General features: G+C 40.6%; 28 protein-coding genes. 8 read left to right on the top strand and 20 right to left on the bottom strand.

The genetic code is table 11. The features are described 5' to 3' along the window. Positions 1-72: 72 nt before the first annotated feature. The 9 genes from rpsC to ACLOAU_RS20035 form a co-directional block, all read right to left on the bottom strand. The gene (gene rpsC, locus ACLOAU_RS20075) at positions 73-831 is read right to left on the bottom strand and encodes a 30S ribosomal protein S3 (RefSeq protein WP_427863692.1); all 759 of its coding nucleotides are present in this window, start codon (positions 829-831) and stop codon (positions 73-75) included. 9 nt (positions 832-840) lie between these two features. Beyond that, entirely contained in the window at positions 841-1,245 is a 405-nt protein-coding gene (gene rplV, locus ACLOAU_RS20070; protein WP_427863691.1) for a 50S ribosomal protein L22, read from the bottom strand. 84 nt (positions 1,246-1,329) lie between these two features. Next, on the bottom strand, positions 1,330-1,596 hold the full coding sequence (rpsS, locus tag ACLOAU_RS20065; protein ID WP_114790694.1) for a 30S ribosomal protein S19: 267 nt from the start codon (positions 1,594-1,596) through the stop codon (positions 1,330-1,332). A 28-nt stretch (positions 1,597-1,624) separates the two neighbouring features. Further along, on the bottom strand, positions 1,625-2,464 hold the full coding sequence (gene rplB, locus ACLOAU_RS20060; protein WP_427863690.1) for a 50S ribosomal protein L2: 840 nt from the start codon (positions 2,462-2,464) through the stop codon (positions 1,625-1,627). 67 nt (positions 2,465-2,531) lie between these two features. Then, positions 2,532-2,831 (bottom strand): 50S ribosomal protein L23, encoded by a 300-nt coding sequence (gene rplW / locus ACLOAU_RS20055; RefSeq protein WP_114790692.1) that lies wholly within the window; start codon positions 2,829-2,831, stop codon positions 2,532-2,534. A 32-nt stretch (positions 2,832-2,863) separates the two neighbouring features. Next, positions 2,864-3,505, bottom strand: coding sequence for a 50S ribosomal protein L4 (gene rplD, locus ACLOAU_RS20050; protein WP_427863689.1), 642 nt, complete (start codon positions 3,503-3,505; stop codon positions 2,864-2,866). Positions 3,506-3,540: 35 nt separating this feature from the next. Further along, complete coding sequence (gene rplC, locus ACLOAU_RS20045; protein WP_114790690.1) at positions 3,541-4,158, bottom strand: 50S ribosomal protein L3; 618 nt, start codon at positions 4,156-4,158, stop codon at positions 3,541-3,543. Between the two features lie 277 nt (positions 4,159-4,435). Then, complete coding sequence (rpsJ, locus tag ACLOAU_RS20040) at positions 4,436-4,741, bottom strand: 30S ribosomal protein S10 (RefSeq protein ID WP_008584585.1); 306 nt, start codon at positions 4,739-4,741, stop codon at positions 4,436-4,438. 183 nt (positions 4,742-4,924) lie between these two features. Next, positions 4,925-6,037: an alpha/beta hydrolase gene (locus tag ACLOAU_RS20035; RefSeq protein ID WP_427863688.1), complete on the bottom strand. Its 1,113-nt coding sequence runs from the start codon at positions 6,035-6,037 to the stop codon at positions 4,925-4,927. A 185-nt stretch (positions 6,038-6,222) separates the two neighbouring features. Here ACLOAU_RS20035 and pafA point away from each other — a divergent pair, with 185 nt between their 5' ends. Together pafA and ACLOAU_RS20025 are read left to right on the top strand one after the other, a co-directional pair. Then, entirely contained in the window at positions 6,223-7,851 is a 1,629-nt protein-coding gene (gene pafA, locus ACLOAU_RS20030) for an alkaline phosphatase PafA (RefSeq protein ID WP_427863687.1), read from the top strand. A gap of 133 nt (positions 7,852-7,984) precedes the next feature. Then, a complete protein-coding gene (locus ACLOAU_RS20025; protein WP_427863686.1) occupies positions 7,985-8,245 on the top strand; it encodes an acyl-CoA-binding protein in 261 nt (86 codons plus the stop codon). A gap of 167 nt (positions 8,246-8,412) precedes the next feature. Here ACLOAU_RS20025 and ACLOAU_RS20020 read toward each other — a convergent pair whose 3' ends face one another. The 5 genes from ACLOAU_RS20020 to ACLOAU_RS20000 form a co-directional block, all read right to left on the bottom strand. Further along, positions 8,413-9,828, bottom strand: coding sequence for a serine protease (locus ACLOAU_RS20020; RefSeq protein WP_427863685.1), 1,416 nt, complete (start codon positions 9,826-9,828; stop codon positions 8,413-8,415). A gap of 131 nt (positions 9,829-9,959) precedes the next feature. After that, entirely contained in the window at positions 9,960-10,427 is a 468-nt protein-coding gene (gene rpsG, locus ACLOAU_RS20015) for a 30S ribosomal protein S7 (RefSeq protein ID WP_231008431.1), read from the bottom strand. Between the two features lie 94 nt (positions 10,428-10,521). Continuing rightward, positions 10,522-10,896, bottom strand: coding sequence for a 30S ribosomal protein S12 (gene rpsL, locus ACLOAU_RS20010; RefSeq protein ID WP_114790683.1), 375 nt, complete (start codon positions 10,894-10,896; stop codon positions 10,522-10,524). Between the two features lie 291 nt (positions 10,897-11,187). Then, a complete protein-coding gene (locus tag ACLOAU_RS20005) occupies positions 11,188-11,796 on the bottom strand; it encodes a hypothetical protein (RefSeq protein WP_427863684.1) in 609 nt (202 codons plus the stop codon). A gap of 230 nt (positions 11,797-12,026) precedes the next feature. Further along, a complete protein-coding gene (locus ACLOAU_RS20000) occupies positions 12,027-13,091 on the bottom strand; it encodes a branched-chain amino acid aminotransferase (RefSeq protein ID WP_427863683.1) in 1,065 nt (354 codons plus the stop codon). 66 nt (positions 13,092-13,157) lie between these two features. Between ACLOAU_RS20000 and ACLOAU_RS19995 the strand changes: the two genes are divergently transcribed. The 6 genes from ACLOAU_RS19995 to ACLOAU_RS19970 all read left to right on the top strand — a co-directional run bounded on the left by ACLOAU_RS19995 (position 13,158) and on the right by ACLOAU_RS19970 (position 17,012). After that, positions 13,158-13,691 (top strand): hypothetical protein, encoded by a 534-nt coding sequence (locus ACLOAU_RS19995; RefSeq protein ID WP_427863682.1) that lies wholly within the window; start codon positions 13,158-13,160, stop codon positions 13,689-13,691. Then, on the top strand, positions 13,688-14,275 hold the full coding sequence (rdgB, locus tag ACLOAU_RS19990) for an RdgB/HAM1 family non-canonical purine NTP pyrophosphatase (protein ID WP_427863681.1): 588 nt from the start codon (positions 13,688-13,690) through the stop codon (positions 14,273-14,275). The genes ACLOAU_RS19995 and rdgB overlap by 4 nt, the downstream gene beginning before the upstream one ends. A gap of 165 nt (positions 14,276-14,440) precedes the next feature. Beyond that, positions 14,441-14,950 (top strand): RNA polymerase sigma factor, encoded by a 510-nt coding sequence (locus ACLOAU_RS19985; protein WP_170138303.1) that lies wholly within the window; start codon positions 14,441-14,443, stop codon positions 14,948-14,950. A gap of 7 nt (positions 14,951-14,957) precedes the next feature. Then, on the top strand, positions 14,958-15,866 hold the full coding sequence (locus tag ACLOAU_RS19980; RefSeq protein ID WP_427863680.1) for a hypothetical protein: 909 nt from the start codon (positions 14,958-14,960) through the stop codon (positions 15,864-15,866). Between the two features lie 52 nt (positions 15,867-15,918). Then, positions 15,919-16,356: an acyl-CoA thioesterase gene (locus ACLOAU_RS19975; RefSeq protein ID WP_427863679.1), complete on the top strand. Its 438-nt coding sequence runs from the start codon at positions 15,919-15,921 to the stop codon at positions 16,354-16,356. Between the two features lie 38 nt (positions 16,357-16,394). After that, entirely contained in the window at positions 16,395-17,012 is a 618-nt protein-coding gene (locus tag ACLOAU_RS19970; protein ID WP_427863678.1) for a class I SAM-dependent methyltransferase, read from the top strand. A gap of 47 nt (positions 17,013-17,059) precedes the next feature. Here ACLOAU_RS19970 and ACLOAU_RS19965 read toward each other — a convergent pair whose 3' ends face one another. From ACLOAU_RS19965 to ACLOAU_RS19940, 6 genes are all read right to left on the bottom strand, one after another. Then, positions 17,060-19,096 carry a hypothetical protein gene (locus ACLOAU_RS19965; RefSeq protein ID WP_427863677.1) on the bottom strand — a complete coding sequence of 679 codons (2,037 nt, stop codon included), beginning with the start codon at positions 19,094-19,096 and terminating at the stop codon, positions 17,060-17,062. Between the two features lie 2 nt (positions 19,097-19,098). Further along, positions 19,099-19,458 carry a DUF2304 domain-containing protein gene (locus ACLOAU_RS19960; RefSeq protein WP_427863676.1) on the bottom strand — a complete coding sequence of 120 codons (360 nt, stop codon included), beginning with the start codon at positions 19,456-19,458 and terminating at the stop codon, positions 19,099-19,101. 4 nt (positions 19,459-19,462) lie between these two features. Continuing rightward, on the bottom strand, positions 19,463-20,173 hold the full coding sequence (locus tag ACLOAU_RS19955; protein WP_427863675.1) for a glycosyltransferase family 2 protein: 711 nt from the start codon (positions 20,171-20,173) through the stop codon (positions 19,463-19,465). A gap of 113 nt (positions 20,174-20,286) precedes the next feature. Continuing rightward, a complete protein-coding gene (locus ACLOAU_RS19950) occupies positions 20,287-20,760 on the bottom strand; it encodes a hypothetical protein (RefSeq protein ID WP_427863674.1) in 474 nt (157 codons plus the stop codon). Positions 20,761-20,815: 55 nt separating this feature from the next. Continuing rightward, a complete protein-coding gene (locus ACLOAU_RS19945; protein WP_427863673.1) occupies positions 20,816-21,313 on the bottom strand; it encodes a DUF1573 domain-containing protein in 498 nt (165 codons plus the stop codon). A 189-nt stretch (positions 21,314-21,502) separates the two neighbouring features. Next, positions 21,503-23,959, bottom strand: coding sequence for a hypothetical protein (locus ACLOAU_RS19940; protein WP_427863672.1), 2,457 nt, complete (start codon positions 23,957-23,959; stop codon positions 21,503-21,505). Positions 23,960-24,048 lie beyond the last annotated feature (89 nt).

Here is a 24,048-nt window from a genome sequence, read left to right as displayed (position 1 = left end):
ATCTCACATCTGTTTTCTTAAATCTATATTCATTAGCACATCAGCCCATTAGCTAATTGGCTAATTGTATAATTAATTTTTTCTATCTCTTCCACCGCGGCGGTCACCTCTTCTATCGTCACGACGGTCTCCACCTCTTCTTTCGTTGGCGCCAACTGCTTTATCGTTTCCGGAAATAAAGTTCGGGTTCAAGTCTCTTTTAGTTAAAACCTCACCTTTACAAATCCATACTTTGATACCGATTTTACCGTATACAGTTTGAGCAAATACATTTGCATAATCAATGTCCATACGGAAAGTGTGCAAAGGAACGCGACCTTGTTTGAACTCTTCACTACGGGCAATCTCAGCACCATTTAAACGACCGCTCAATTTAACCTTGATACCTTCAGCACCCATACGAAGCGCAGAAGCAATAGCCATTTTAGTAGCACGTTTGAAATTGATACGGTTTTCGATCTGACGGGCGATAGTATCACCTACGATCATAGCATCAGTCTCAGGACGACGGATCTCTAAAATGTTAATCTGAACATCATCGTTACCGGTTAATTTCTTCAGCTCTTCTTTAATTCTGTCAACCTCTCCACCACCTTTACCGATGATGATACCTGGTTTAGATGTATGAATCGTAATGATTAATTTACCTAAAGTTCTTTCGATAACGATCTTAGAAATACCACCCTTATTTATACGGGCATTCAGGTAAGTTCTGATCTTGTTATCTTCGATTAACTTAGAAGCGAAATCTCTTTTGCTTCCATACCAATTAGATTCCCATCCGCGGATGATACCTAACCTGTTACCAATTGGATTTGCTTTTTGACCCATGTTTATTGGTTATGCGTTTTTAGTTTCTTTTGTCTTATTAGTTGCAGCTTTAGCTTTTTTAGAAGCTTTGGCATCTTCACCTTTTACGTCTACAATCACGGTAACGTGGTTGCTACGCTTACGCACACGGTATCCACGACCCTGAGGTGCCGGACGCATACGCTTTAAAGTTCTACCACCATCTACAAAAATAGTTTTCACCACTAATCCTGTCTCATCGCCACCTTCATTCTTTTGTTTCCAGTTGCTGATGGCACTCAATACCAGCTTACGCAAAGGCACTGAAGAATGCTTCGGGTTATGTTCTAATTCAGCCAACACTAACTCTACTTTCTGACCACGAATAAGATCAGCAAGCAACCTCATTTTACGAGGAGATGTTGGATAATTTCTAAGTTTTGCTACTGCTTCCATTTTAGAAGTTTAAAGTTTAAAGTTTAAAGTTTTGAAATTCTCGCTACCTTAAACTATACCTTGTTATAATTTCTTTACTAATTATTATTTACCACCAGCGTGACCTTTGAACTGGCGTGTTGGCGCAAACTCACCTAACTTATGGCCTACCATAAATTCTGTTACATAAACCGGGATAAATTTATTACCGTTATGTACCGCAAATGTGTGGCCTACGAAATCAGGAGAAATAGTAGAGCGACGGCTCCAGGTTTTAATCACCGATTTTTTTGCGCTTCCTTCGTTGATTGCTAACACTTTTTTCTCTAAGTGAGTAGCTATATAAGGACCTTTTTTAATTGAACGAGCCATATCTTAATTTCTAATTTCCAGTTATTAATTATTTAGAAAGCTTCTTACCGTTTTTACGTTGAATGATCAACTTGTCGCTACCCTTTCCTTTAGTCCTTGTTTTCAGACCTCTAGAGTATTGACCGTTACGGCTGCGAGGCTGACCTCCCGATGCACGGCCTTCACCACCACCCATTGGGTGATCTACAGGGTTCATGGCAACACCACGGTTTCTAGGTTTGATACCTTTCCACCTGTTTCTACCAGCTTTACCCATGCTTTGCAGGCTATGATCGCTGTTACTTACTACACCAACTGTAGCAAAACAGTTAATCAATACTTTTCTTAATTCACCGGAAGGCATTTTCAATACTGCATATTTTTCTTCCTTGTTCGTAAGCTGTGCAGAAGAACCTGCGCTACGAGACAATTTACCACCCTGGCTAGGGTTTAACTCGATATTGTGAACGTTAGTACCCAAAGGCATGTTCTTTAATTTCAACGCATTACCAATTTCTGGTGCTACTGCGTCTCCGCTAACAACCTTTGTACCTACCGTTAAGCCCTGAGGAGCAATGATATAACGCTTCTCCCCGTCTGTATATTCAACCAAAGCGATAAAAGCGGTACGGTTTGGATCGTACTCAATAGAAACTACAGTAGCTTCTATGTTATGCTTATCTCTTTTAAAATCTACGATACGATATTTTTTCTTGTGACCACCACCCCTGTATCTCATAGTAAGATGACCAGAAGAGTTACGACCACCAGTGCTTTTTTTAGTCTCTAACAAGCTTTTTTCAGGCTGGTTAGTAGTGATTTCAGCGTAAGCGTTCCCGATTCTCCAACGGGTTCCGGCTGTCATCGGTTTGAATTTCTTTACTGCCATTTTGTTTCTTCTAACAATTTTTTATTGCAACACTTCGCGGCGGTTGATTGCCTTTCTGTTTGTTCGATTAAAGATTTGCGTACAGATCAATTTCTTCTCCTTCAGCTACAGTAACGTAAGCTTTTTTATAAGAAGGTTTTTGACCTTTGATAAAACCAGCTTTTGTATAACGGGTTTTATTTTTAGCAGGAGCAACTACTGTATTTACGCTTGTTACGTTTACACCGTAAAAAGTTTCGATAGCTTTTTTGATCTCCAGCTTGTTCGATCTTTTATCAACCTTGAAAGCATAGCGGCGCAATTTTTCTTGCTGGGCGTTTGCTTTTTCGGTTAAAATTGGCTTTATTAAAACTTGAGAAGGATTCATCTTCTTTTAATTTGATACGTTTGATAATTTGCTTATGCTTCTGCTACAATACCTTCCTCTTCAGAGAAAACTTTTGCAGCGCTTTCAGTAAGTACTAATACTTCAGAGTTAACGATGTCGTAAGTGTTTAAATCGCTCAACGATACACCTAAAACAGAAGGTACATTACGTAAAGACAATTCAACATTATCGTTAAAAACATCAGAAACGAACATCAGTTTTTTCTCTCCAACATTCAGGGCATTTAATACACCTGTAAATGCTTTTGTTTTTGGAGCTTCGAAGTTCAGGTCCTCAACTATTACAATAGCATTTGCTTTTGCTTTATAAGAAAGCGCAGAGATCTTAGCCAGGTCTTTAACTTTCTTGTTCAGCTTAAAGCTATAATCGCGGGGTTTAGGGCCGAAAATAGTACCACCACCTTTGTATAATGGGTTACGGATATTACCCTTACGGCTACCACCAGTACCTTTTTGTTTGTGTAATTTTTTGCTTGAACCTTTTACTTCAGCGCGGGTTTTTACTTTATTAGTACCCTGGCGCTGCGCAGCTAAATATTGTTTAACTGCAAGATAGATAACGTGATCGTTAGGCTCAATTGCAAAGATATCATCAGGTAATTCAACCGAACGACCGGTACCCTTACCTTGTATATTTAAAACTTCAACTTGCATCTTACTTTAATTTATATGTTAAGGTTTGGGTTATATTAATTTTGAATTAAAACGATAGAACCAATATGCCCCGGAACAGATCCGCTTACCAGTATATAATTCTTTTCAGCGAAAATTTTCACCACTTTTAAACCTTTCATTTTAACGCGATCGCCACCCATACGGCCAGCCATACGCATACCTTTCATAACGCGTGCAGCGTCAGAAGAGTTACCCAGTGAACCTGGAGCTCTTTGACGATCGTGCTGTCCGTGAGACTGCTCACCTACCCCGCTAAAGCCGTGGCGCTTAACAACACCCTGGAAACCTTTACCTTTAGACGTGCCAACAACGCTAACTTTTTCTCCTTCTGAGAAAATGTCAACGCCTATAGTTTCGCCAAGGGCTTTTGCTATTGAAAAATCACGAAATTCTGTTGAAAACTTTTTTGCTGCAGTGTTAGCTTTTGCAAAGTGGTTTTTTTCTGCCTGGTTAGTGCGGCTTTCTTTTTTGTCACCAAATGATACCTGCAAAGCATCGTATCCGTCAGTGTCTTTTGTTTTAACCTGTGTAACAACACAAGGACCTGCTTCAATGATCGTGCAGGCTGTTTGTTTACCTGAAGGATCGTAGATGCTGGTCATCCCTAATTTTTTTCCAATAATACCTTTCATTTTTTTGCGATTTAAATAGCAGGACAGGGTATTATCGGGGACTTGAAGCAAAATGAAAGCTTCAATCGATCCCTCCCGATTAGTATCGGGACTATCAACCTTTTCCTTTATGGGGAAGTACTGATAGTAAACAAACCCTGAACGGCTTGTTTTATGTTGGCTCTCAACTATTTATCGTTGAGAATATTTTAATCAGAGCTCTTTTATTCCTTGCGGAGTTGAGAGATGACATTTTTTGTAAGAACTAATATTTTGAATCCCAAAGGATTCGGAAGCCTTAGGCTTTGATCTCAACCTCAACACCACTTGGCAGGTCTAACTTAGACAACGCATCTACCGTACGTGAAGAAGAAGTATAAATATCCAACAGTCTCTTGTGAGTAGCTAACTGAAACTGCTCACGGCTCTTTTTATTTACGTGTGGAGAGCGAAGAACAGTGAATATTTTACGGTGTGTAGGAAGAGGAATAGGGCCTGTTACTACAGCGCCAGTGCTACGTACAGTTTTAACGATTTTCTCTGCTGATTTATCAACTAAATTGTGATCGTAAGACTGTAATTTTATTCTGATTCTTTGCGACATTGTTAGATACCCTTTTTGAAATGGGAGTGCAAATGTACAGTTAAGTATTTAAATAATCTAATTTTTAAAAACAATTTTTCGCAGAATATCTAAATTATTAAAAAAACAGTACTTCTGCTACTATTCGTTGGGGTAAACTTCATTAACAGTACTTTTATTCCACAATAAACAGCCTTCCAAATTTTATTGCATCAACCACTGGTAAAAACCGGGGAATTGTTTTTGCCACTCGCTCTCTTTATGTTGTCCTGATGGATTTATTACCGTTTTGACGGTTGTTTTAGGAAATTTCTGTTGAATAATACGGGCAATGTCTTTCATATCGGTGATCATTTCTTTACTTTCTCCGCCACCTGCATAAAAATAAATGGCCGGGGTAATGGATGGAGTGTTGAGCAGAAGCGTTTCCTGCAGATCAGTTTTGACCACCCAAAACGCCGGGGAAAATATGCCTGCTTTTCCAAATATTCCCGGATAAGTCATTGCTGCATACATAGAAATTAGTCCTCCCATCGAGCTACCAGCAATAAAAGTATGAGAAGCATCGCTGAAAGTTCTGTAGTTTTTGTCAATGAACGGTTTTAGTTGATGTACCAGGAAATCGAGATATAACTGCCCCTCTCCTTTACCAAACTTCTCATTATTATAAGGATTATATTCTGTCAGCCGCTTGTCACCTCCGTGATCAATACCTACTACAATACATTCGGGTAGCCAGGTACTGTCTAAAAACTCATCAATTCCCCATTCTCCAGCAAAACCGGAGGCAGCATCAAAAAGATTCTGTCCGTCCTGCATGTAAAGCACAGGGTAACGTTGATGGGTATCATTATTATATTTTTCAGGCAGGTATAACCAAATACGCCGGCTGCGTTTCAGCTGGGGAATATAAAAAGCTGTATCTATAATGGTTACCCGCGGAGTAGCTGTATGAACAACAGGTTTTGAAGCAAACTGATCCTGCCATCCTTCAATAGTGAGATGTACAATAGTATCATTGACTACAGAAAAAGACCTGTTCTGTATCGCAGTTCCATTAGCAGAACATTCTTCCCGCTCCCAGGTTCCACGTGTGATTTTAAATTCAGCTGGTCCGGCGGGGAGACTTAAAACAACACTCCTATTGCGAAAAGCATATCCGGATTTACCAGGCTGCCAGCCGTTAAAAGATCCGGCCACATATAATGTGTCAGTAACCGACACTCCAGGAAAAGAGTCCAGCAGGATAGTAACTTTCTTTTGTGCGATCACACAACTACAAAGCACCAATAATATAGCTGTTAATATAAATTTCATACAATGAATATAGTGATTCAGAACTTTTTAACCGGCTCAATGTGGTTTCTCATTACTTTTGGGCAAAACTCAGTTTCCTGAAACAAAGTATCATTAACTTTCTACAACAGGAAAATGCCTAATACCGGGCTCCTGTCCGTCTGACCGGGCGGACATTGAACCATTAAAATGTAATATTTATGCTGATGAAAAGATTATCTCTCTCCCTGCTTTTTGCCTTCTCTTTAGTTGCAGCTTTTGCACAACCTGTTAAACGTCCCAAGCTGGTAGTAGGCATTGTGGTAGACCAGATGCGCTGGGATTACCTTTACAGGTACTACGACCGTTATGAAGCTACCGGAGGCTTTAAACGTATGCTTAATGAAGGATTTAGCTGCGAGAATACTTTTATCAACTATATTCCCTCTTATACTGCGATCGGCCATACTACAGTATTCACGGGTTCGGTACCCGCTTTGCATGGTATTGCAGGCAATAACTGGATTGACCAGGCCACAGGGAAGAATGTGTACTGCACAGACGACTCAACCGTTCAGGGTGTAGGCAGCAACTCCAGCGCCGGCAAGATGTCGCCAAGAAACCTGCTGGCAACAACGATAACAGATGAGCTTCGTTTAGCTACCAATTTTCAATCGAAAGTAATTGGTGTATCGCTTAAAGACAGGGCATCTATTTTACCAGCCGGTCATAATCCTACCGGAGCCTTCTGGTTTGATGACGCTAACGGTGATTTTATTACCAGCACCTGGTATATGAATGAACTACCTAAATGGGTGAAAGATTTTAATGCCAAGGATGAACCAGGCAGACTTACTGCAACCCCATGGACCACACTTTACCCCCTTAGTACTTACAAACAAAGTACAGCAGATGATGTGAAATGGGAAGGAAAGTTCAAAGGTGAAACCACTACTGCGTTTCCTCATGATCTGAAAGAAGTATACAAAACAGATAAGGATGTAATTCGCAGCTCCCCTTATGGCAACACCCTTACATTGAATTTTGCCAAAGCTGCTATTGAAGGCAATAACCTGGGTGGTGGCGCTGCTACCGACTTCCTCACTATTAACTGTGCCTCTACCGACTATGTAGGCCATAAATACGGCCCGAATTCTATTGAAATTGAAGATGTGTATTTGCGTTTAGATAAAGAGCTGGGCGCCTTTTATAAATACCTGGATCAAAAACTGGGAAAAGGCAATTACCTGGTATTCCTGACTGCCGATCATGGCGCAGCGCATGCCATCAACTTTATGAAAGAGTATAAAATGCCTGCTGAATTCCTGGAGCTGAAAAAGATCACTACAAGCCTAAACGATGCTTTAAAAGCTCAGTTCGGTGCAGAAAAAATAGTACTATCGAATACGAACTACCAGATCAATTTCAATAAAAAAGTGATCAGGGACCAGAAACTGGATTATGATGCGATTAAAAAAGCTTCTCTGAAATTTTTAAAAGATGTACCTGAGCTGCAATTTGTAATTGATGTGGAGAATATAGGAGCAGAACCGGTTCCTGAAGTGGTTAAGCAAATGACCATTAATGGCTATAATAACAAACGCTCGGGCACCATACAGCTCATACCCTACCCAGCCTGGTTTGAAGGCGGATATGGAGGAACAGGAACTACACACGGCACCTGGAACCCGCATGATACACATATTCCATTAGTTTGGATGGGCTGGGGCATTAAACCCGGCAAAAGCAACCGTGAAGTGTACATGACCGATATCGCGCCAACCGTTGCAGCCCTTTTACGCATTCAAATGCCTAACGCAGCCATTGGTAAACCTATTACAGAGGTGACGCAATAAGAACTCCGGATTTTGCAAACGACACTCAATGCCATCTTCGCGGATGGCATTTTTTATTGACGGAGAACAAGATTTTGCTACAGCTCAGGATCAGACATCATGATTCCTTATTTTCAATTAAAATCAAAAAAGTATGGAACTGCAACAACAATTTGAAAAAGCGGTTGAAGAAAGTAAAACCCTGATCGAAAAGCCATCCAACGACATCTTACTACAACTTTACTCCTTGTACAAACAAGGCTCGGTTGGAGATATCAATATCGATCCGCCTTCCAATCCTTTTGACATAGTCAACAAAGCTAAATTCAACGCGTGGGAAGCTTTAAAAGGGACAACAAAAGAGGAGGCGATGCAGGAGTATGTGGCGTTGGTTGAGCAATTAAAAGAACATTAAATAGAAAACAGCAGGTATACAGGATAGCAATTAAAACAAAAATGGATTCAGACAGCGAAGCTCCACAATCAATTTCTACTCCGTCAAAAAACGACGGAGTAGAATTGATATCTTTTATCGCAAACCCAACTTAAGTAAAGCAATATTTTATTATATTTAACAATCCATTATAATGGTCCGGTGCTTCCGGGTGGTACAGTACCACTTCTCATAAAATATGCTGTTGTAGTGCCACAAGAAACATCCCTCACCTTTACTGTAAGCGACTTGCTTAGATTTGTATTATTTGTATTAACTCTTACTGTTATTCTATTTGTTCCTTGACCATCAATAATTATTCCTCCCCCTACCCACCAATCTGTTCCAGTTGAAGAAAACACATATTCGCCACCACCACCAAAGCTCATTCCATTATTAGGAAAATTGGTAATGCTGGTTGGTGTAAACGATCCGACTTTATACCAGTTATAAAGTTCTAAATTATTTGCACTACCAGGAAAACTTATTGTTGCCGTTAACTTAACCTGCCCATCCGAGATTCTCGTTAACTCTACGTTACTTCCATTTACAGATAATCCAACAATCCCCGAAGGCGTCGCGCTCCAGTTAACATTAGCTCCTCCTAGATTATTAATTAGGTATGTAGCTGAATTACAAAATTCACTTTGGCCTTGAATACTAGGCCTATATATCCCTGTTACATTTCGAATCCAGCTTAAATAATCTGATACTTTCGTAAAAGCTGACGGTCCATCAGCTGTGCTTGGAAATATCCACCCGTCTGAGTTTCCGGGCATACCCCTTGCAACTATTCCGATTAAAACATCTCCAAAATTGGGTATATCGACTGTTAGCGGCCCACCACTGTCTCCAGCACCGACACTTTGTCTTGATGTTCCAGTTCGCCTTGCATACAGCTCAGAATTAGTTCTAAGAAAGAAAGGAAAATTTACAAAGTAGGGATTTGTCGGAGAAATAATCTCCATCCCAACTGATTGCAACTGTGAATAACTAGTATTACCACTTGTTGTTTCACCCCATCCAGATGCTGTAGCTATGTTACCAGATTCCTGGTAACTAAGCTGCTCAGGATAAATATAATATATAGGACGACAATTTGCGTCTATTATCAGAGGGGATACTAGCCGCACAAGAGCTATATCATTGAATGGATTTGTTAAGGTACCGACATAGTCCGGATGCTTGATTATTTCAGCAACAGAAATCTCCTGACCTGCAAAACCAGCTCCCTCTTCAACATTTGTTGCCCCCGCCCGAACACTATATTGAAAGGAATTATCTTCAAAAAGGTGAGCAGCCGTTAAAATCCACTCCGGGCTTAAAATGACACCCCCACCCCGCCTTACTAATCCAGGTTTTATTCCACGCAATAAAACCTGATACGGTCGTGCAGAAATCTGAATTTCCTGCCCCCCAACAATAGATTGTGTTTCTATCCTCTTCCCTTCTTCAATTTGCTCTGGCAATTGAACATCTTTTTTATGACAGCCGGTAAAAATAGAAATAACTAAAATTAGGACAATACCTAAAGTGGCAATTGACTGATATAGCATTTTTTTCATGGTTTAAACAGTTAAAATTTCAGTAGATTATTTAGCGCTATGAAAATAAGCGATTTAATTATTATCGCAAAATATAAAAATAAAAGCCCATTCCTTTCGGAACGGGCTTTTAAAGCTAGTTGCTATATAAGTTATACTCTGAAGTGAGCAAAAGCCTTGTTCGCTTCAGCCATACGGTGCGTATCTTCTTTCTTTTTGAATGCAGCACCTTCGCCTTTGCTTGCAGCTACGATTTCGTTAGCTAATTTATCTGCCATACTACGACCGTTACGATCGCGGCTATAACGAATTAACCATTTGATGCTTAAAGATATTTTTCTGTCAGGACGAACTTCTGAAGGAATCTGGAAAGTAGCACCACCGATACGACGGCTGCGCACTTCTACAGCAGGAGTTACGTTTGATAAAGCCTTCTTCCAAACCTCATAACCATCTTCGTTAGTTTGCTTGGCTACTTTGTCTAATGCATCATAAAAAATAGTGAATGCACCACTTTTTTTTCCTTCCCACATCAGGTTGTTAACAAAACGTGTAACCAGTTTATCATTAAACTTAGGATCTGGCGCTAAAGGGAGTTTCTTGGCTTGTGCTTTACGCATTTTATTTAATTTTTAGTATCGGCTGAATTTCTTCAAGAATTAAAACTTTACTCAGCCTTTTTTGATATATATAATAATTCAACCGCTAGGGGAATTACTTTTTAGCTTTCTTAGTACCGTATTTAGAACGGCTTTGCTTACGGTCTTTTACACCGGCAGTATCTAAGCTACCGCGAACGATGTGGTAACGTACACCTGGAAGATCTTTTACCCTACCACCACGGATCAATACGATTGAGTGCTCCTGCAGGTTATGTCCTTCTCCCGGAATGTAGGCAATTACCTCAATTTTATTAGTTAAACGAACCTTAGCTACTTTGCGAAGTGCTGAGTTAGGTTTTTTAGGTGTAGTGGTATATACACGAGTACAAACGCCACGGCGCTGAGGGCACTGATCTAAAGCCCTTGATTTACTCTTTGCTTTAATTATTTGTCTTCCTTTACGTACTAACTGGTTAATTGTAGGCATTCCTTGTCCTTTAATTTTTGGACGGCAAAGGTAAGGTAAGAATTCGAATCGACAAAAATAAATTGCCAAAAATTATCTTTCAATATTTTCAGCGTTTTGAGGGGCCAGATAAGACAATATACTCTATTAAGCTTCAATTACCCGTATATCATCCACTTATTTTCGAAGAGCGACAGGTATTAAAAACAGGACACCAGGATTATTTGGAGCTGCTACGTTTTGGTGGAGTTTCCCGGTGCCTGTAAAAGCTACTTGTTTTTCGATCAAACTTTCGCCTAAAAAATTGATATACTATAATTTATATTTCAAGGTTAGATTGGTTTCCAATACGGGATTTTTAAAATATCCGCCGCTGGTCACCCCTACTTCCGGCTCCAGTACAAAACGATCCTTGATATTGATGGACTTGCCTACTTTCAACATGGCGCCCAGATTTACATTCCGGAGATTCATTTTATGAGTAGCTGAGCCTTGCTCAGATATTGCGCTCGTATGGCCACGCATCATATTCAATACAGGCCCTGCGGAAATATTCACAATGGACGTGCGATACTTATAAAGAACAGGTAAAGAATAATAATTGTAAGCCTGTCTGCCACTGTAAGGAATCCATTTACCATTGTCGGGATAAAGGCCTTTTATGTTAGATCTTGACGGCATCCAACGCAATGATGCCTCAATACTACTGTGCCTGGTGAACTGGCGCTCATAGCTAATCCCAAATTGCGGATTAATTCCCCACCCTTCGGTCCAGGCAAGTCCTGTAGTGATGCCCAACAGATTTTTACGTGGTTGATCCTGGGCATGTACACTAAAGTGAGTGATCACTAAAAAAGAAAAAACAGCTGGTCTCAGAACAAAACGAGTTAAAGAGCGGTTTGCGATTTCATGGGTTCTCATAATCATGTATTGTTAATTGGTGAATAAGCTTTTAGCCAGACACCAAAAATAAACCTGCGTGTGTTACAGAGAAATTAATGAAAACGCAATGATTTGTTATTTAACATTCGGAGGTTCAATATCAGCGTTAAGTTAATTGCTTAATAAAAGGCCTTACTTAGGATTAAAAAAAAGAACGGGCTTGAAGAACTACCTTTCAAGCCCGTTTACAAAACGATTATTTTAACTTATTACACTTGCTCCAGCCAGCCATGCGGATCACCGTGAAGATTCTCTTTATAATCCAGCAGATACTTCTTCATTTCAGCAGAAATAACCATGCTTTCCACATCAAATTCCATAATGAAGTCTTTATACTTTAATTCGCGAACATGAGAAATAGTAGCCGCCGTTCCGCAACCAAATACCTCTTTTAATCTACCACTGTTATACGCTTCAACAATCTCATCTATCGACACTTTACGTTCCTCGACTGTATAACCTTTTTCTTTAAATAACTCAATAAGGCTCATACGGGTAATGCCGCTCAGGATCGTTCCGTCAGTAAGGTCGGGCGTAATGATCTTATCATCGATAATAAACAGGATGTTCATCGCCCCTACTTCCTGCACATACTTATGCTCAATGGCGTCCATCCATAGCACCTGGTCGTAGCCTTGTTTTCGTGCTTCGGCAGACGACAATAAAGAAGCTGCATAATTGCCGCCTGTTTTGGCAGCACCGGTACCACCTGGGGCCGCACGCGTGTATTTCTCTTCTACATAAATCCGTGCCGGTGCAGCAAAATAAGATCCTACCGGGCCCGTTATAATTAAAAACTTATAGGAGTTAGACTCTTTTACACCCAGGGTTTCTTCAGTCGCAAACAGGAAAGGGCGTATGTATAACGACTCGTCATAACCTGAAGGAATAAAGGCTTTGTCCAACTCAATCAGCTGCTTCATACCATCTATAAAAATTTCTTCCGGCACGTTTGGCATAGCCATACGGTCTGCCGAGCGGTTCAATCGCTTCCAGTTCTCATGAGGTCTGAAAATATGTATATTACCATTTTCATCCTTATGCGCTTTTTGCCCTTCAAAAATAGTTTGAGAATAATGTAGTACAGATAGGGCTGGAAGAAATCCGAGGTCCTGGTATGGTCTGATCCTGACGCTGGTCCACTCTCCATTTACATAGTCTGCCTCCAGCATGTGATCAGAAAAATACTTTCCAAAACCTAAGTTGCTAAAATCTACCTGTCCTAATTTGCTTTCTTTTATCCGCTCTACAGGTATTTGAACTGCCTCTACCATAAAATGTTATTTTTGACTATTATTGTTATTGCGAATATACGAACACTATCGTTAAATGTGATATGTATGAGTTTGAATGAAATGAATCTCCCTCCCTATCTGGTAGCACAATTGTATCCCTCATCACTTGTCGGACAGGAAAAAAAACCTGATCCTATAACATTTGTGCCAACGGAGCCATCAGTTTTAGCGGAGCCAGAACTAACAATAGAATGGAAATCGCTGGGCAGTAACCGGAAGAGGATATTAGTGGCTGTTAATTATGAAAACATTACCAATTTGCCAGATGCGCAACTGGAGTTTTTAATGCAGCTATTAAAAGCTTGCCAGTTGAGCCTGCATGATGTTGCGCTTATTAATATGAACAACTATCCGGGGGTTGCACATACATCTATTTTAAGTCAATTTAGTACAAAAGTGGTTTTGCTTTTTGGTATCACGGTACAGGACTGGGGATTTCCTTTTCAAACACCGCCCTACCAGGTTCAATCCTTTTCTGACTATACGGTAATGCATGCCCCGGCTTTACATGATCTTCAAAATGACAGGCCAGCTAAAGGTTTACTTTGGGCTGCGTTAAAAAATATATTCCATTTATGACCCTCATTTTTGCGACAAATAATGAAAATAAAGTGCAGGAAATACGCAATACACTGGATGACAGTTTCGAAATTATCAGTTTGAAAGAAGCCGGGATCCATCAAGACATTCCCGAGCCGCATGATACACTGGAGGCAAATGCAACTGAAAAATCGCGAACGATATTTGATCTGAAGGGAATGGACTGTTTTAGTGAAGACACCGGGCTGGAGGTAGCAGCGTTGCTTGGAGAGCCGGGAGTTAAAAGTGCTCGTTACGCCGACGATGAACCTCAGTTTGCTGACAATATCGACAAACTGCTGGATAAAATGAGCTCCCATACCAATCGGAATGCCAGGTTCAGAACTGTCATCTCCTTGATTTTAAATGGGAAAGAACATCAGTTTGAAGGTATTTGTGAGGGTATAATTGCCTACGACCGATCAGGTACAGGCGGGTTTGGGTATGATCCGGTTTTTATCCCCGATGGAGCTACCCAAACATTTGGAGAAATGACCATGGAAGAAAAAAAGCAATACAGTCACCGGGTCAAGGCATTGGCGAAATTGACTGATTGGTTGAAAGAAAATAAAAACAAGGTATAAGTAGACAATAGACCATGAAGAATTGACTATTGACTATTCGCGATTCACTATTACCACTCACTATCGACTATTCCCTATATTTGAAAAAAACTTTTTAATATTTTAAAGAATTTGGAACCTATACGCAACCATACGATTCCGGAAAGCGACTTAATTACAGGGTGCATGGAAGGCGACCGAAGGATGCAGGAAGAGCTATATAAGCGATTCTCTCCTAAAATGTATGCAGTTTGCTTACGTTACGCCTCGAATGCTGATGAAGCACAGGATATTTTGCAGGATGGATTTATTAAAGTTTTCAAAAAACTCGACAGCTTCAGAGGAGATGGTTCCTTTGAAGGGTGGGTTCGAAGAATTTTCGTAAACACAGCTATTGAATATTTCAGGAGAAAGAAATATTTGCAGCCAGTTACAGAAAAGGAAGAAAACACAATAGAAGGGAAATATGTATCGGCGCTTGATGAACTGGCGGAAAAAGATATCCTCGATTTAATTACACAGCTATCACCTGGCTATCGTACGGTTTTTAATATGTACGTAGTGGAGGGATATTCGCACAAAGAAATCGGAGACATGTTAGGTATCAGCGAAGGTACCAGCAAATCGCAGCTTTCGCGTGCAAAAGCACTTCTTCAGGATTTAGTAAAAAAACACATAGAAGACAGATCGAAGTAAATTTACCATGAACAGCCACAATAAAATATATGATATTGAAGTAACTCCACCGGCTGGAGCATGGAATAATATTGCCCGTGAATTAGACAACCTGGAGGAGCAACAAAGTTTAGCCAAACGTTTAACAGCGCTGGAAGTTACTCCACCCGCTATGGCCTGGAGTGCAATAGCTGACCAGCTAGATATTGCCCAACAGGAAGAAAACCTGGCAGAAAAATTATACAATACTGAGGCTGCAGTACCTCCAATGGCCTGGGATGCCATAACCAGTGAATTGGACGACCAAAAAGCTTTGGAGATCATTGAGAAAAAGCTTTCTAATATACAGGTGAGCCCGCCTAATTCGGCCTGGGTTAATATTATAAAAGAGCTGGAAGGTAAAAAGAAAGAACCAGCCCTGGTAGTACCGATGAACCACGGGTGGTTAAAATACGCAGCAGCTGCCTGCTTTATAGCTATTATTAGCATTAGTGCGTTTTTTATTCTTTCGGATGGCAGTAGCGACAAAGGCTTTGTGGCGGGGAACAATGAAAAATCCAATGGCACTCCGAATTTTACAAACGTAACCACTAAGCCTCAACAAGCTAACGCCGGCAGCCGGCAACAACAGGCCTTAGCAGGTATACGTACCAGGCTGGGCAATGCTTACAGCGCCTCCAATGAAAGAAATTCAGATCTGCAAAACCGTTATATTATTTTAATGACACAGGATGGCAACATCGTACGCATGTCAAAAAAGGTAAGCAATATGGCCGATTGTATAGCCGGCGAAGATCATAGTTGTGATGACCAGATCTCTAAATGGCAAAAGGAAATGGCCAGTAGCAATGCAGCATCTTCTCCTGACAATATCCTTGACCTATTGGATATAGCCAGCGGAGACGCCACAGAAGCAGGCTCTGTCCCTAATATGTAACTGGCGCTCTACTGAACATAATAGCTAAGACTTATTTTTGTGCAAAAAACTAATGGCACGCATTAAATTAACGCTTCCCTCCCTTTTTTCTTTTTCGGCTCATATACCTATCCGCATTACAGATGTCAACTATGGCGGACATGTTGGTAATGATGCTATACTCGGCATTATTCACGAAGCCAGGTTACAATTTTTGCAGGCTTTCAGCTACAGCGAAATGAATGTCGAAGGCGTTGGCCTTATCATGGCAGATGTTGCAATTGAATTTAAGTCGGAAATCTTTTACGGAGATGTAATTGAAGTATCAGTTGTTGCCAATGACTTCAACCGGGTTGGCTTTGACCTTATTTATAAACTGGAAAAAAAGCAGGAAAATAAAACTGTAACCGTAGCTATTGCGAAAACAGGTATGGTTTGTTTCGATTACAGTTTAAAAAAAATTGCAGCTTTACCCAATAATGCATTCGAAAAAATGCGGGTGCAACACTAATCAGTTTACGCTAACTTCGAAAGAAATAACCAACGCTAATGGACAAACATAAGATACTAAAGGGGAACCCCACGGACAAAGAGAATTACACAAATTCCCTTATCACCAGGCAATCTAAATGGTGGAAAAAACTGCTGAATGTACAATACCCTTACAAGAAAAACATTAACAGCCTGCAACCCGGCTTTGTGCTTGATATTGGCTGTGGCGTAGGCCGCAACCTGCTGCACCTGGGAGGCAACGGCATTGGAATAGATCATAATCCCACTTCAGTAAAAATATGTACGGCCCAGGGACTTAGAGCCTACACCAATACTGATTTCGAGCAAACCCCATATAATAAGCCAGGAACTTTTGACTCTATTCTTCTGGCCCATGTTGCGGAACATATGACTCAAAAAAATACGCTTGACTTGTTAGCTCAATATCAGCATTTGCTTAAAAGCAAGGGTAAAATTATCGTGATCACGCCACAGGAAGCCGGATTTAAGTCAGACGACACGCACGTTGAGTTTATGGATTTTGAAAAAGTGAAAAAAGTATTCGAAGGGTTACGATACCGCACTTTAAAACAATACTCTTTTCCTCTCCCTCGTTTTGTTGGCCGTTTCTTCAAATACAATGAATTTGTAAGTATCGGGCAAAATAACCGATAGTATGCACTTCAACACAATTTATCCAGAATTTTAAGTCTCCCCCATTTCTAAAGCTTTTGTTCAATAGCCCATTTTAAGTTTGCTGGTGCATTCGGGTGATCGGGTTTTAATTGCAATGCTTTGGTACATGCAGCCTTTGCTTTATCCCATTCTTTTAGCATATTGTAGGCGGCACACATATTATTGTACGCATTAGCGTTATTGGGGTCATTAGATAACACCAGCTTGCAGGTAGCTATACAATCTTCATATTTCCCTTCGCCATATTGCTGTAAACTCAAATTAATCAAGATATCACTAGGGGGTACTACACCAGAAGCAGGTCTAATTACCAATGCTTTCTTTGCTTTTGCTGCATCCAGGTATTGTAGCGCTTTTGTATCACCTGGAACCAGAGCTAACGTAGAGTTAGCCAGACTCTCCAGTTCCGGCCACATTTTTAAAGCCTGGTATACACCCATTAGTATATCTCTGGGCATATATGAACTGGGATTCAGCTCCATGGCCTTTTCTGCCAGGGCTTTCGCGCCATCCAGCTTCTGTTCGTCAAAGCAATACCTTGCATAATATACGTAGCTATTATAATCACCAGGGGCCAACATTTTCCCTTTCTCAAAATTGACAACTGCCTGGACGCTGTCTTTTAAAGATCCGTAGGCAATTCCAAAATTTATAAATAAATAGCTGTAGTAGGGGTTAGTTATTTCTGCTTTTTTATATGCTTCAATAGCCCCGTGATAGTCTCCTCTTGCCATCAGGGCTAATCCATAGTTCATCCACCCTCTCCCGTTTTTGGGACTTTTCTCTGTCACATCTTTCCATAATGTTTCTTCAGTTGCCCACACCTTATTTCGCGTATAAACTCCATAAGCGTTCAAACCAATCACCAAAAATGCAGCCATCAATAAATATTCAATGTTCTTTTTCTTTTCAAAGTAAGTCTCCTTTTTAATAACCAATAACCCCAGAAATGTGACTACGCTTAATGTTAGACCAACGAAAGCAAAGTACATTCTGTGATCATTCATTACCTCGGCAAAAGGAACAAGAGAAGTGGGCAGCAATGATACTGCAAACCAAATCAGGCCAAATGCTATAGGACGGGTCTCCTTTTTCCGGGAGGTTCTAAAAATGACAATAACAAGCGTTGCTACAAATGCAACACCTATCAATAGTTTAGGATCCGACAGATCAGTAATAACTCCTAAATCTGTATCGGCGCTTAAATCAAAAGGTAAAAAGAACGACCTAAAGTAATGAAACCATACATAGGTTTGAGTAAGCAAATAGTAGCCTAATGGGTTTGACATTCCATATGCCGCTCCCTGCGCTTCCATCTTGGATAGTGTATAAAGTTGCACTGCTGCAATTACTATGACCAAAGGTAAGAGCACCCAAATGGCGTGCGCCGCTTTTCCGATATTACCCTTTTTGAAAATATCAAAAAGCGATAATTGCTTTTCAAAAAGGAGGATGTAAAAGAACAATAAAATAGGTAGAACCGGCACTGTTTCCTTGGCAAAAATCCCTATAACAGCCAGCAACACATATAAGAAGTATTTTCTTTTTTCAGGGTAGGCAACATAAGTTAAAAAAGAGGCTACAATAAAAAAAGTAGATAAAACGTCTGAACGGGATATGATGTAATTTAACGTTTCCGCACCAACTGTATGTATACCAAACCAACCTGCTCCCAACAAAGCAATAAATGGCACCCATTTATGAGTATTGGTTTTAGATAATAATTGGCGATACATAAAATAAAGCATCAAACACAATCCAATATGCCATAAAAAAGTTGACAATTGAAACATCCAGGGATTTAACCCGCCAGCAATCCTATAGTCGATAGCCAGCGTAGTTGTCACAAGAGGCCGAAGCCCCCGATGGTTCTGACTTACACTAAACAAAGTGGCATCCGCAAAAAAACGGGGAATATTTTCAAGGGTTCGTATGTTAACATTTTCAACGATGGTATGACTATCATCAAAATGAAACCCATTATTAAAATGATTTGCATAGGCCAGGATAAGAATGCCTAACAAAACCCATCCGATATATTTTAAATCTTTACTAGAAGACATATTTATTTAGTTCTGTTTTCGGTTTCCAATATTTCGAGCCTTTGGTTTACAATAGCCAACTCCTGTGTAAGCCGGGTCACCTGATGTTGTAACTTGGAATTCACACGTGACAAGTGAAGCAGGTAGATCAATATCACAAATATAAGCGCGGAAAATATAAGATTGGTAGGCACCTGCACTCCCAGGAACTCAGATATGATTCCAAGCCCGTCTGACCATATTGAAAATAGAAACAACACTCCTGCGCAAATCCACCAGATTACTGCATATTCTTCCCGCAATTTACCTTTAACAATTAAGCGGCTGGTATATAGCAGAAAAAAAAAGTTAATAGCTATTGCAATTATCTGAATCTTTGTCATAACACTATATTTTTCTTACATAAGAAAGAATGGAACTCAAAGTAACTTTAGTCATATAAAATAAGGTCGAGAAGCCCGCGATAGAAGACTTACCGCCCTGGCGTTCCCTCATAACTACTGGTACTTCTTTAATAGTAAGTCCGGCACGTGAAAAAAAGATCAATGATTCAGGTTCAGGGTAATCATCGGGATAATAAGCAGCTGCCAGCTTTATAGCACGTGCTCCCAACAAGCGGAAGCCGGAAGTTGTATCATGAACGCTCTTGTGTGTTAATATGCGGTTTAGCCAATGAAAATATTTGATACCAAACCGACGAATTAAGGAGGTCTGAAACCCCTCTTTGTTTAAGAATCTGGAGCCAATAATTACATCAGCGTTGGTATCCAAAGCTGCCTGTAACAGCTTATTCACTTCTGAAGGAGGATGTTGCCCATCCCCATCCATCTGCAATACATAATCAAACCCGTTTCGCTTGGCATATTTTATTCCTGCCTGTACTGCACCTCCTATACCCAGGTTGTTAACCAGACTGACCACTGTCTCACCGCTGGCTTTTGCCACAGCTTCAGTATTATCTTTTGAACAGTCGTTTACCACCACGGGTACAACGACAAATGAATGTAAAAATGTGGTAGCTTTTATTTCATACAACAGTTTAGGCAATGCAGTTTCCTCGTTGTAAGATGGGATAACAATTAGTAGCCTTTTAATCATAGCAGTTAGCAAAGCTAAGTATTAAAAAAACAAAACGACGACTGCCAACGTAAAAAAATCCAGGCAATTGAAATATTCAATCGCCTGGATAAAACTTTACAAGTTATTCGCTATTACTTAACTCTCATATATTGCTCGGAGGTGGCTTTATCAGATAGGTATATATAATCAGCATCTCTGGTTAAAGTATACTTGCCGTCGCTAAACCTTGGGTTTCCACTTTCATCCGAATCAATCTGAGGCAACTTAACAGGTTTTTCATCATTTTTTTGAAGAAGCGCTACTCCGGGAGCTTTGATATCGGCCTTAAATCCAAAAACAACTGCGATATGATCCGTTCCTTTTTGGTATAAAATTTTGCTTTTAGTAGCGTACACAGTATCAGCCGGATCGATATCCTTCGAAGTAATTGTTGACTTATCATTAAGATAAGCTTTCAAAACATTCGAGTCTTTGGGATCGTAATACTCTTTGGATTCCTTTTCAATATCCAGAATTGGCTTTACCTTCTCTTCTTCTTTCTCCTTGCAGGAAAAAGTCAAAACCAGGCTCGATAAAGAAACCGCTAATAACATTTTTTTATTCATGAAAAAAATTTTTGCGAAGCTAAAAAATTACTTGTTAACATTTACCAAACACAACTCATTTTTCGGTAACATCTAACTTAAAAGTAAGTATGTGTCCTGTATGCGGACTGGTATTTGCATTTACGAACAACTGTTTTACATGAGTTGCCGCTGGTTGATACTCACTATGAAAGATGGCCCTAATGACCCCCTTTTTGCCCGGCAATACAGCTTCCCTTATTGTAGTAGTATCAACTACGGTACAGCCGCATGAAGCGTTAACGCCAGTTATCAAAAGTGGATTATTGCCCGTGTTTGTAAAACTAAACTTAATCTGTGCAGAATCGCCACGCTTAATAGGCCTCAATTCAACATAAGTTGAATCATCCCAAATCAAACTGGTAAGTCTGGCGGTATCAATCGACGCCCTATGTTCCTTAACAGGCGCCACATCAGCTACTGGTTGAACTTCGACCAGAGGCTTATCCTTTTTATCATTACTTACACAGGAAACAAGACTCATCATAACCAATGCGAAAGATGGTACTCCTATTTTTAATATATTATACCGCATTTAGTCTGGATTAAATAATTGTCTATAAAAAACTACCGCTCAATATACCTGAACGATAACAGTATGAATTAAACAGCCGTTTGCATTAAATGTTCAAAATTTATTTAAAGGGCCTGATATCAGGTAAGATACCTCATAAAAAAGGGCTACTTTAAAAGTAGCCCTTTACTATTGTAAATTTAATTTACATTATTTAACCTGCTGATCAGCTTTCAGGATAACTGGAGTTTGATCAGGATTAGATGAAGGGATTGTTTGAATTTTGAATTTAATAATCACATCATCTTGTTTTTGAATAGGCTTAGGTCTGAACGCACCTGTGAAGAAGTAACCTTCGCAAGCAGGGTTCTGGTTAGAAGGCCATGGGCCATCATAGTAGCTACCACCTGTAGCCGCTGTACGCCAGTAACCATTAGAAGGAGCGCTAGAAGAACCAATGAAACCTTTAGGACCAACCCATCTGTAAGAGTATGCATTATTGATAGTTGTTGCACTACCAGTAGTACCCAGGAAGTTAGATGGAGCAGTGGTCAGGTTACGTAAGTTAGTACCACCATTGAATGCCCAATAGTTCAACTGGATTACACCATTTTGAATCCAAACACCACCATAAGGATACTGAGCGTTTACAGTTGGAGCTAATACGTTGTAAGTACCGTATGCTGGATCAGTGTAGCTAAATTGTCTACCACCGTTGTAAGCTGTAAATGTACCCAGGTAATACGGAGGAGGAGTCATGAAGTATACACTACCATGTGCACCATTCTCAAGGCTATAGTCATTAGCAGCACCGCTACCCAAACCAACACCAGCATTGCTACCAGGAGCGCCAGTTACACCTAAATCATCCAATGATACCCAAGTGTTGTACAGATTTTGTACCAGGTAGTTTGGATAAGTTGCATTAGGAGCAACCAATGGAGCACCAGTGTAAGAGTTACCTGTAACGTTAGCAGGTCTTGGATTAGAACCAGGAGCCCATGTAGCGTTAGATCCGATAGTACCACCAGTAATCTCAGAGCTCAATAAAACAGGAGCAATGGAAGACTGGCTAGCGCGATCACCTGTAGCAGCATAACCTTTGGGAGTTCCGTACATAAATTTGAAGTCGATTGAACCAGACTTTCTTGCAGCAGTCCAAGCAGCACCGATACCAGCTATTGTTTGAGCAGGAGTACCGCTGTTAGAACCAATGAATAAGTTACCATTGTTCAAATCTAAAGTTTTCTTAACATCGTAATCATATACGAGTGCGCTGCTTTGAGCATCAGCTTTCTTCCAAGCTGGTAAGAAATCTAATACCTGACCAATTGTAGCACCTGTTGTAATTGGAGTTGTACCACTACCGTTAGGTACGATTCTGGCATACATCCAGTAACAAAGAGGGTTGTTAGTTGTAACACCGCCTGGAACAGTTTTAACACCTCTCATCTGAATAGAGTCATCAGTATTGAAAGTAAACTGATTTGGAGGGTTAGTTGCATGAGCATCACCTGTAAGACCTAAGTCTGCAACAGCCTGTGCAAATTGAGCGCGGATTGCAGCTGAAGTAATACCAGGGATACCGAATTTCAGGCTACCACCTTGGTATGGAATAGTAGAAGCAGGACCAGCGAACATACCACCAGCATCACGACCTACCGGGTTAACGATACCTGCAGGTAAAGCAGCGTTATTTAAGGTTGGATCTGTGTTCAGGGTATTGTTACCGCCAGGAGCAGCACCAGGAGCAGCATTTAAACCTGCCAGGTAGCCAGCTCTTCTTACAACTGCCATAAATTTAGCATTTGCAGGATCTTTAGTGTAGATATATCTACGACCTAAAGTGTTAACAAGATCGCTTTCGTAAACAGGAACCATTAAATCCTGGTTAGAAGTAGTCAAAGCTCCATCGATGAAAAGGATTTCTCTTCCATTTTCTTCACCCCAACCCGGATATGCCGGAAGCCTTTGTACCACATCGTACTCAGCAATTTTGTATGAAGCATTGATACGGATGCTTGGATCTAACATTAAAGTAGTGTCATTGTAAGGAAGAACAGCGTTTGTTCCTGTTACACCACCCAAGCTAAGATCAAAGAACCATACACGAGGAGTTGCAGTTACGCCAATTTGGGCGCCAGTACCCCATCCAGTTGCAGTTTTGGGACCGTAAACTGTAGAAGTAGCAGTAGCAAACCAAACATCACCTACTGCACCATCAGCAGCTGTAGGAGCGTTTGCGCCAACCAATACTTTAGAACCGGCAGCGCCTGTAGCACCAGTTGCACCAGTTGCACCGGTTGCACCTGTACCACCACCTGTACCACCACCTGTACCAGTAGCGCCAGTAGCGCCAGTAGCACCAGTAGCACCTTTCAGAGATACACCTGTAGCAGGCCACCCTGTAGTAGTTTTAGGACCAAACAACGTAGAAGTAGAAGTGTTCAACCAGAAGTCGTTCACGTTACCATCAGTTGCTGTTGGATTGTTTGCGCCATAACGGAATGAAGTACCGTCTTTACCGGTAGCACCTGCCGCACCTGTAGCGCCGGGTGTACCTGCTGGACCGGCAGGACCCGCAGGACCTGTGTCCCCTTTTTTACAAGATTCTACTCCCACGATTAGTGAGGCTAGAACGAGAACGGATAAGAAGGATCGTCTCATAGTAATTAAGTTTTTTAATTGATTAATTATGTTTTTGTTAAAAATGATGCCTACTCTAACTTTCTTCTGCTTTTCGGCTTACCGCAGGA

The organism is Paraniabella aurantiaca, from assembly GCF_050309965.1.
Taxonomy (GTDB): domain Bacteria; phylum Bacteroidota; class Bacteroidia; order Chitinophagales; family Chitinophagaceae; genus Niabella.
The sequence above is the reverse complement of the archived record's forward strand: the minus strand, read 5'-3'. Positions and strand labels throughout refer to the sequence as shown.

Coding starts and splice junctions, on each gene's coding strand:
- rpsJ (WP_008584585.1), bottom strand. CDS start 4,741: ATGTCGCAAAGAATCAGAATAAAATTACAGTCTTACGATCACAATTTA.
- rpsS (WP_114790694.1), bottom strand. CDS start 1,596: ATGGCTCGTTCAATTAAAAAAGGTCCTTATATAGCTACTCACTTAGAG.
- rplW (WP_114790692.1), bottom strand. CDS start 2,831: ATGAATCCTTCTCAAGTTTTAATAAAGCCAATTTTAACCGAAAAAGCA.
- ACLOAU_RS19985 (WP_170138303.1), top strand. CDS start 14,441: ATGGAAGGCGACCGAAGGATGCAGGAAGAGCTATATAAGCGATTCTCT.
- ACLOAU_RS19980 (WP_427863680.1), top strand. CDS start 14,958: ATGAACAGCCACAATAAAATATATGATATTGAAGTAACTCCACCGGCT.
- pafA (WP_427863687.1), top strand. CDS start 6,223: ATGAAAAGATTATCTCTCTCCCTGCTTTTTGCCTTCTCTTTAGTTGCA.
- ACLOAU_RS19960 (WP_427863676.1), bottom strand. CDS start 19,458: ATGACAAAGATTCAGATAATTGCAATAGCTATTAACTTTTTTTTTCTG.
- ACLOAU_RS20035 (WP_427863688.1), bottom strand. CDS start 6,037: ATGAAATTTATATTAACAGCTATATTATTGGTGCTTTGTAGTTGTGTG.
- rpsC (WP_427863692.1), bottom strand. CDS start 831: ATGGGTCAAAAAGCAAATCCAATTGGTAACAGGTTAGGTATCATCCGC.
- ACLOAU_RS19995 (WP_427863682.1), top strand. CDS start 13,158: ATGAGTTTGAATGAAATGAATCTCCCTCCCTATCTGGTAGCACAATTG.
- ACLOAU_RS19975 (WP_427863679.1), top strand. CDS start 15,919: ATGGCACGCATTAAATTAACGCTTCCCTCCCTTTTTTCTTTTTCGGCT.
- ACLOAU_RS19965 (WP_427863677.1), bottom strand. CDS start 19,096: ATGTCTTCTAGTAAAGATTTAAAATATATCGGATGGGTTTTGTTAGGC.
- ACLOAU_RS19950 (WP_427863674.1), bottom strand. CDS start 20,760: ATGAATAAAAAAATGTTATTAGCGGTTTCTTTATCGAGCCTGGTTTTG.
- rdgB (WP_427863681.1), top strand. CDS start 13,688: ATGACCCTCATTTTTGCGACAAATAATGAAAATAAAGTGCAGGAAATA.
- rplD (WP_427863689.1), bottom strand. CDS start 3,505: ATGCAAGTTGAAGTTTTAAATATACAAGGTAAGGGTACCGGTCGTTCG.
- ACLOAU_RS20020 (WP_427863685.1), bottom strand. CDS start 9,828: ATGAAAAAAATGCTATATCAGTCAATTGCCACTTTAGGTATTGTCCTA.
- ACLOAU_RS19945 (WP_427863673.1), bottom strand. CDS start 21,313: ATGCGGTATAATATATTAAAAATAGGAGTACCATCTTTCGCATTGGTT.
- ACLOAU_RS20025 (WP_427863686.1), top strand. CDS start 7,985: ATGGAACTGCAACAACAATTTGAAAAAGCGGTTGAAGAAAGTAAAACC.
- ACLOAU_RS20000 (WP_427863683.1), bottom strand. CDS start 13,091: ATGGTAGAGGCAGTTCAAATACCTGTAGAGCGGATAAAAGAAAGCAAA.
- rplC (WP_114790690.1), bottom strand. CDS start 4,158: ATGAAAGGTATTATTGGAAAAAAATTAGGGATGACCAGCATCTACGAT.
- rplV (WP_427863691.1), bottom strand. CDS start 1,245: ATGGAAGCAGTAGCAAAACTTAGAAATTATCCAACATCTCCTCGTAAA.
- ACLOAU_RS19955 (WP_427863675.1), bottom strand. CDS start 20,173: ATGATTAAAAGGCTACTAATTGTTATCCCATCTTACAACGAGGAAACT.
- rpsG (WP_231008431.1), bottom strand. CDS start 10,427: ATGCGTAAAGCACAAGCCAAGAAACTCCCTTTAGCGCCAGATCCTAAG.
- ACLOAU_RS19940 (WP_427863672.1), bottom strand. CDS start 23,959: ATGAGACGATCCTTCTTATCCGTTCTCGTTCTAGCCTCACTAATCGTG.
- rplB (WP_427863690.1), bottom strand. CDS start 2,464: ATGGCAGTAAAGAAATTCAAACCGATGACAGCCGGAACCCGTTGGAGA.
- rpsL (WP_114790683.1), bottom strand. CDS start 10,896: ATGCCTACAATTAACCAGTTAGTACGTAAAGGAAGACAAATAATTAAA.
- ACLOAU_RS19970 (WP_427863678.1), top strand. CDS start 16,395: ATGGACAAACATAAGATACTAAAGGGGAACCCCACGGACAAAGAGAAT.
- ACLOAU_RS20005 (WP_427863684.1), bottom strand. CDS start 11,796: ATGAGAACCCATGAAATCGCAAACCGCTCTTTAACTCGTTTTGTTCTG.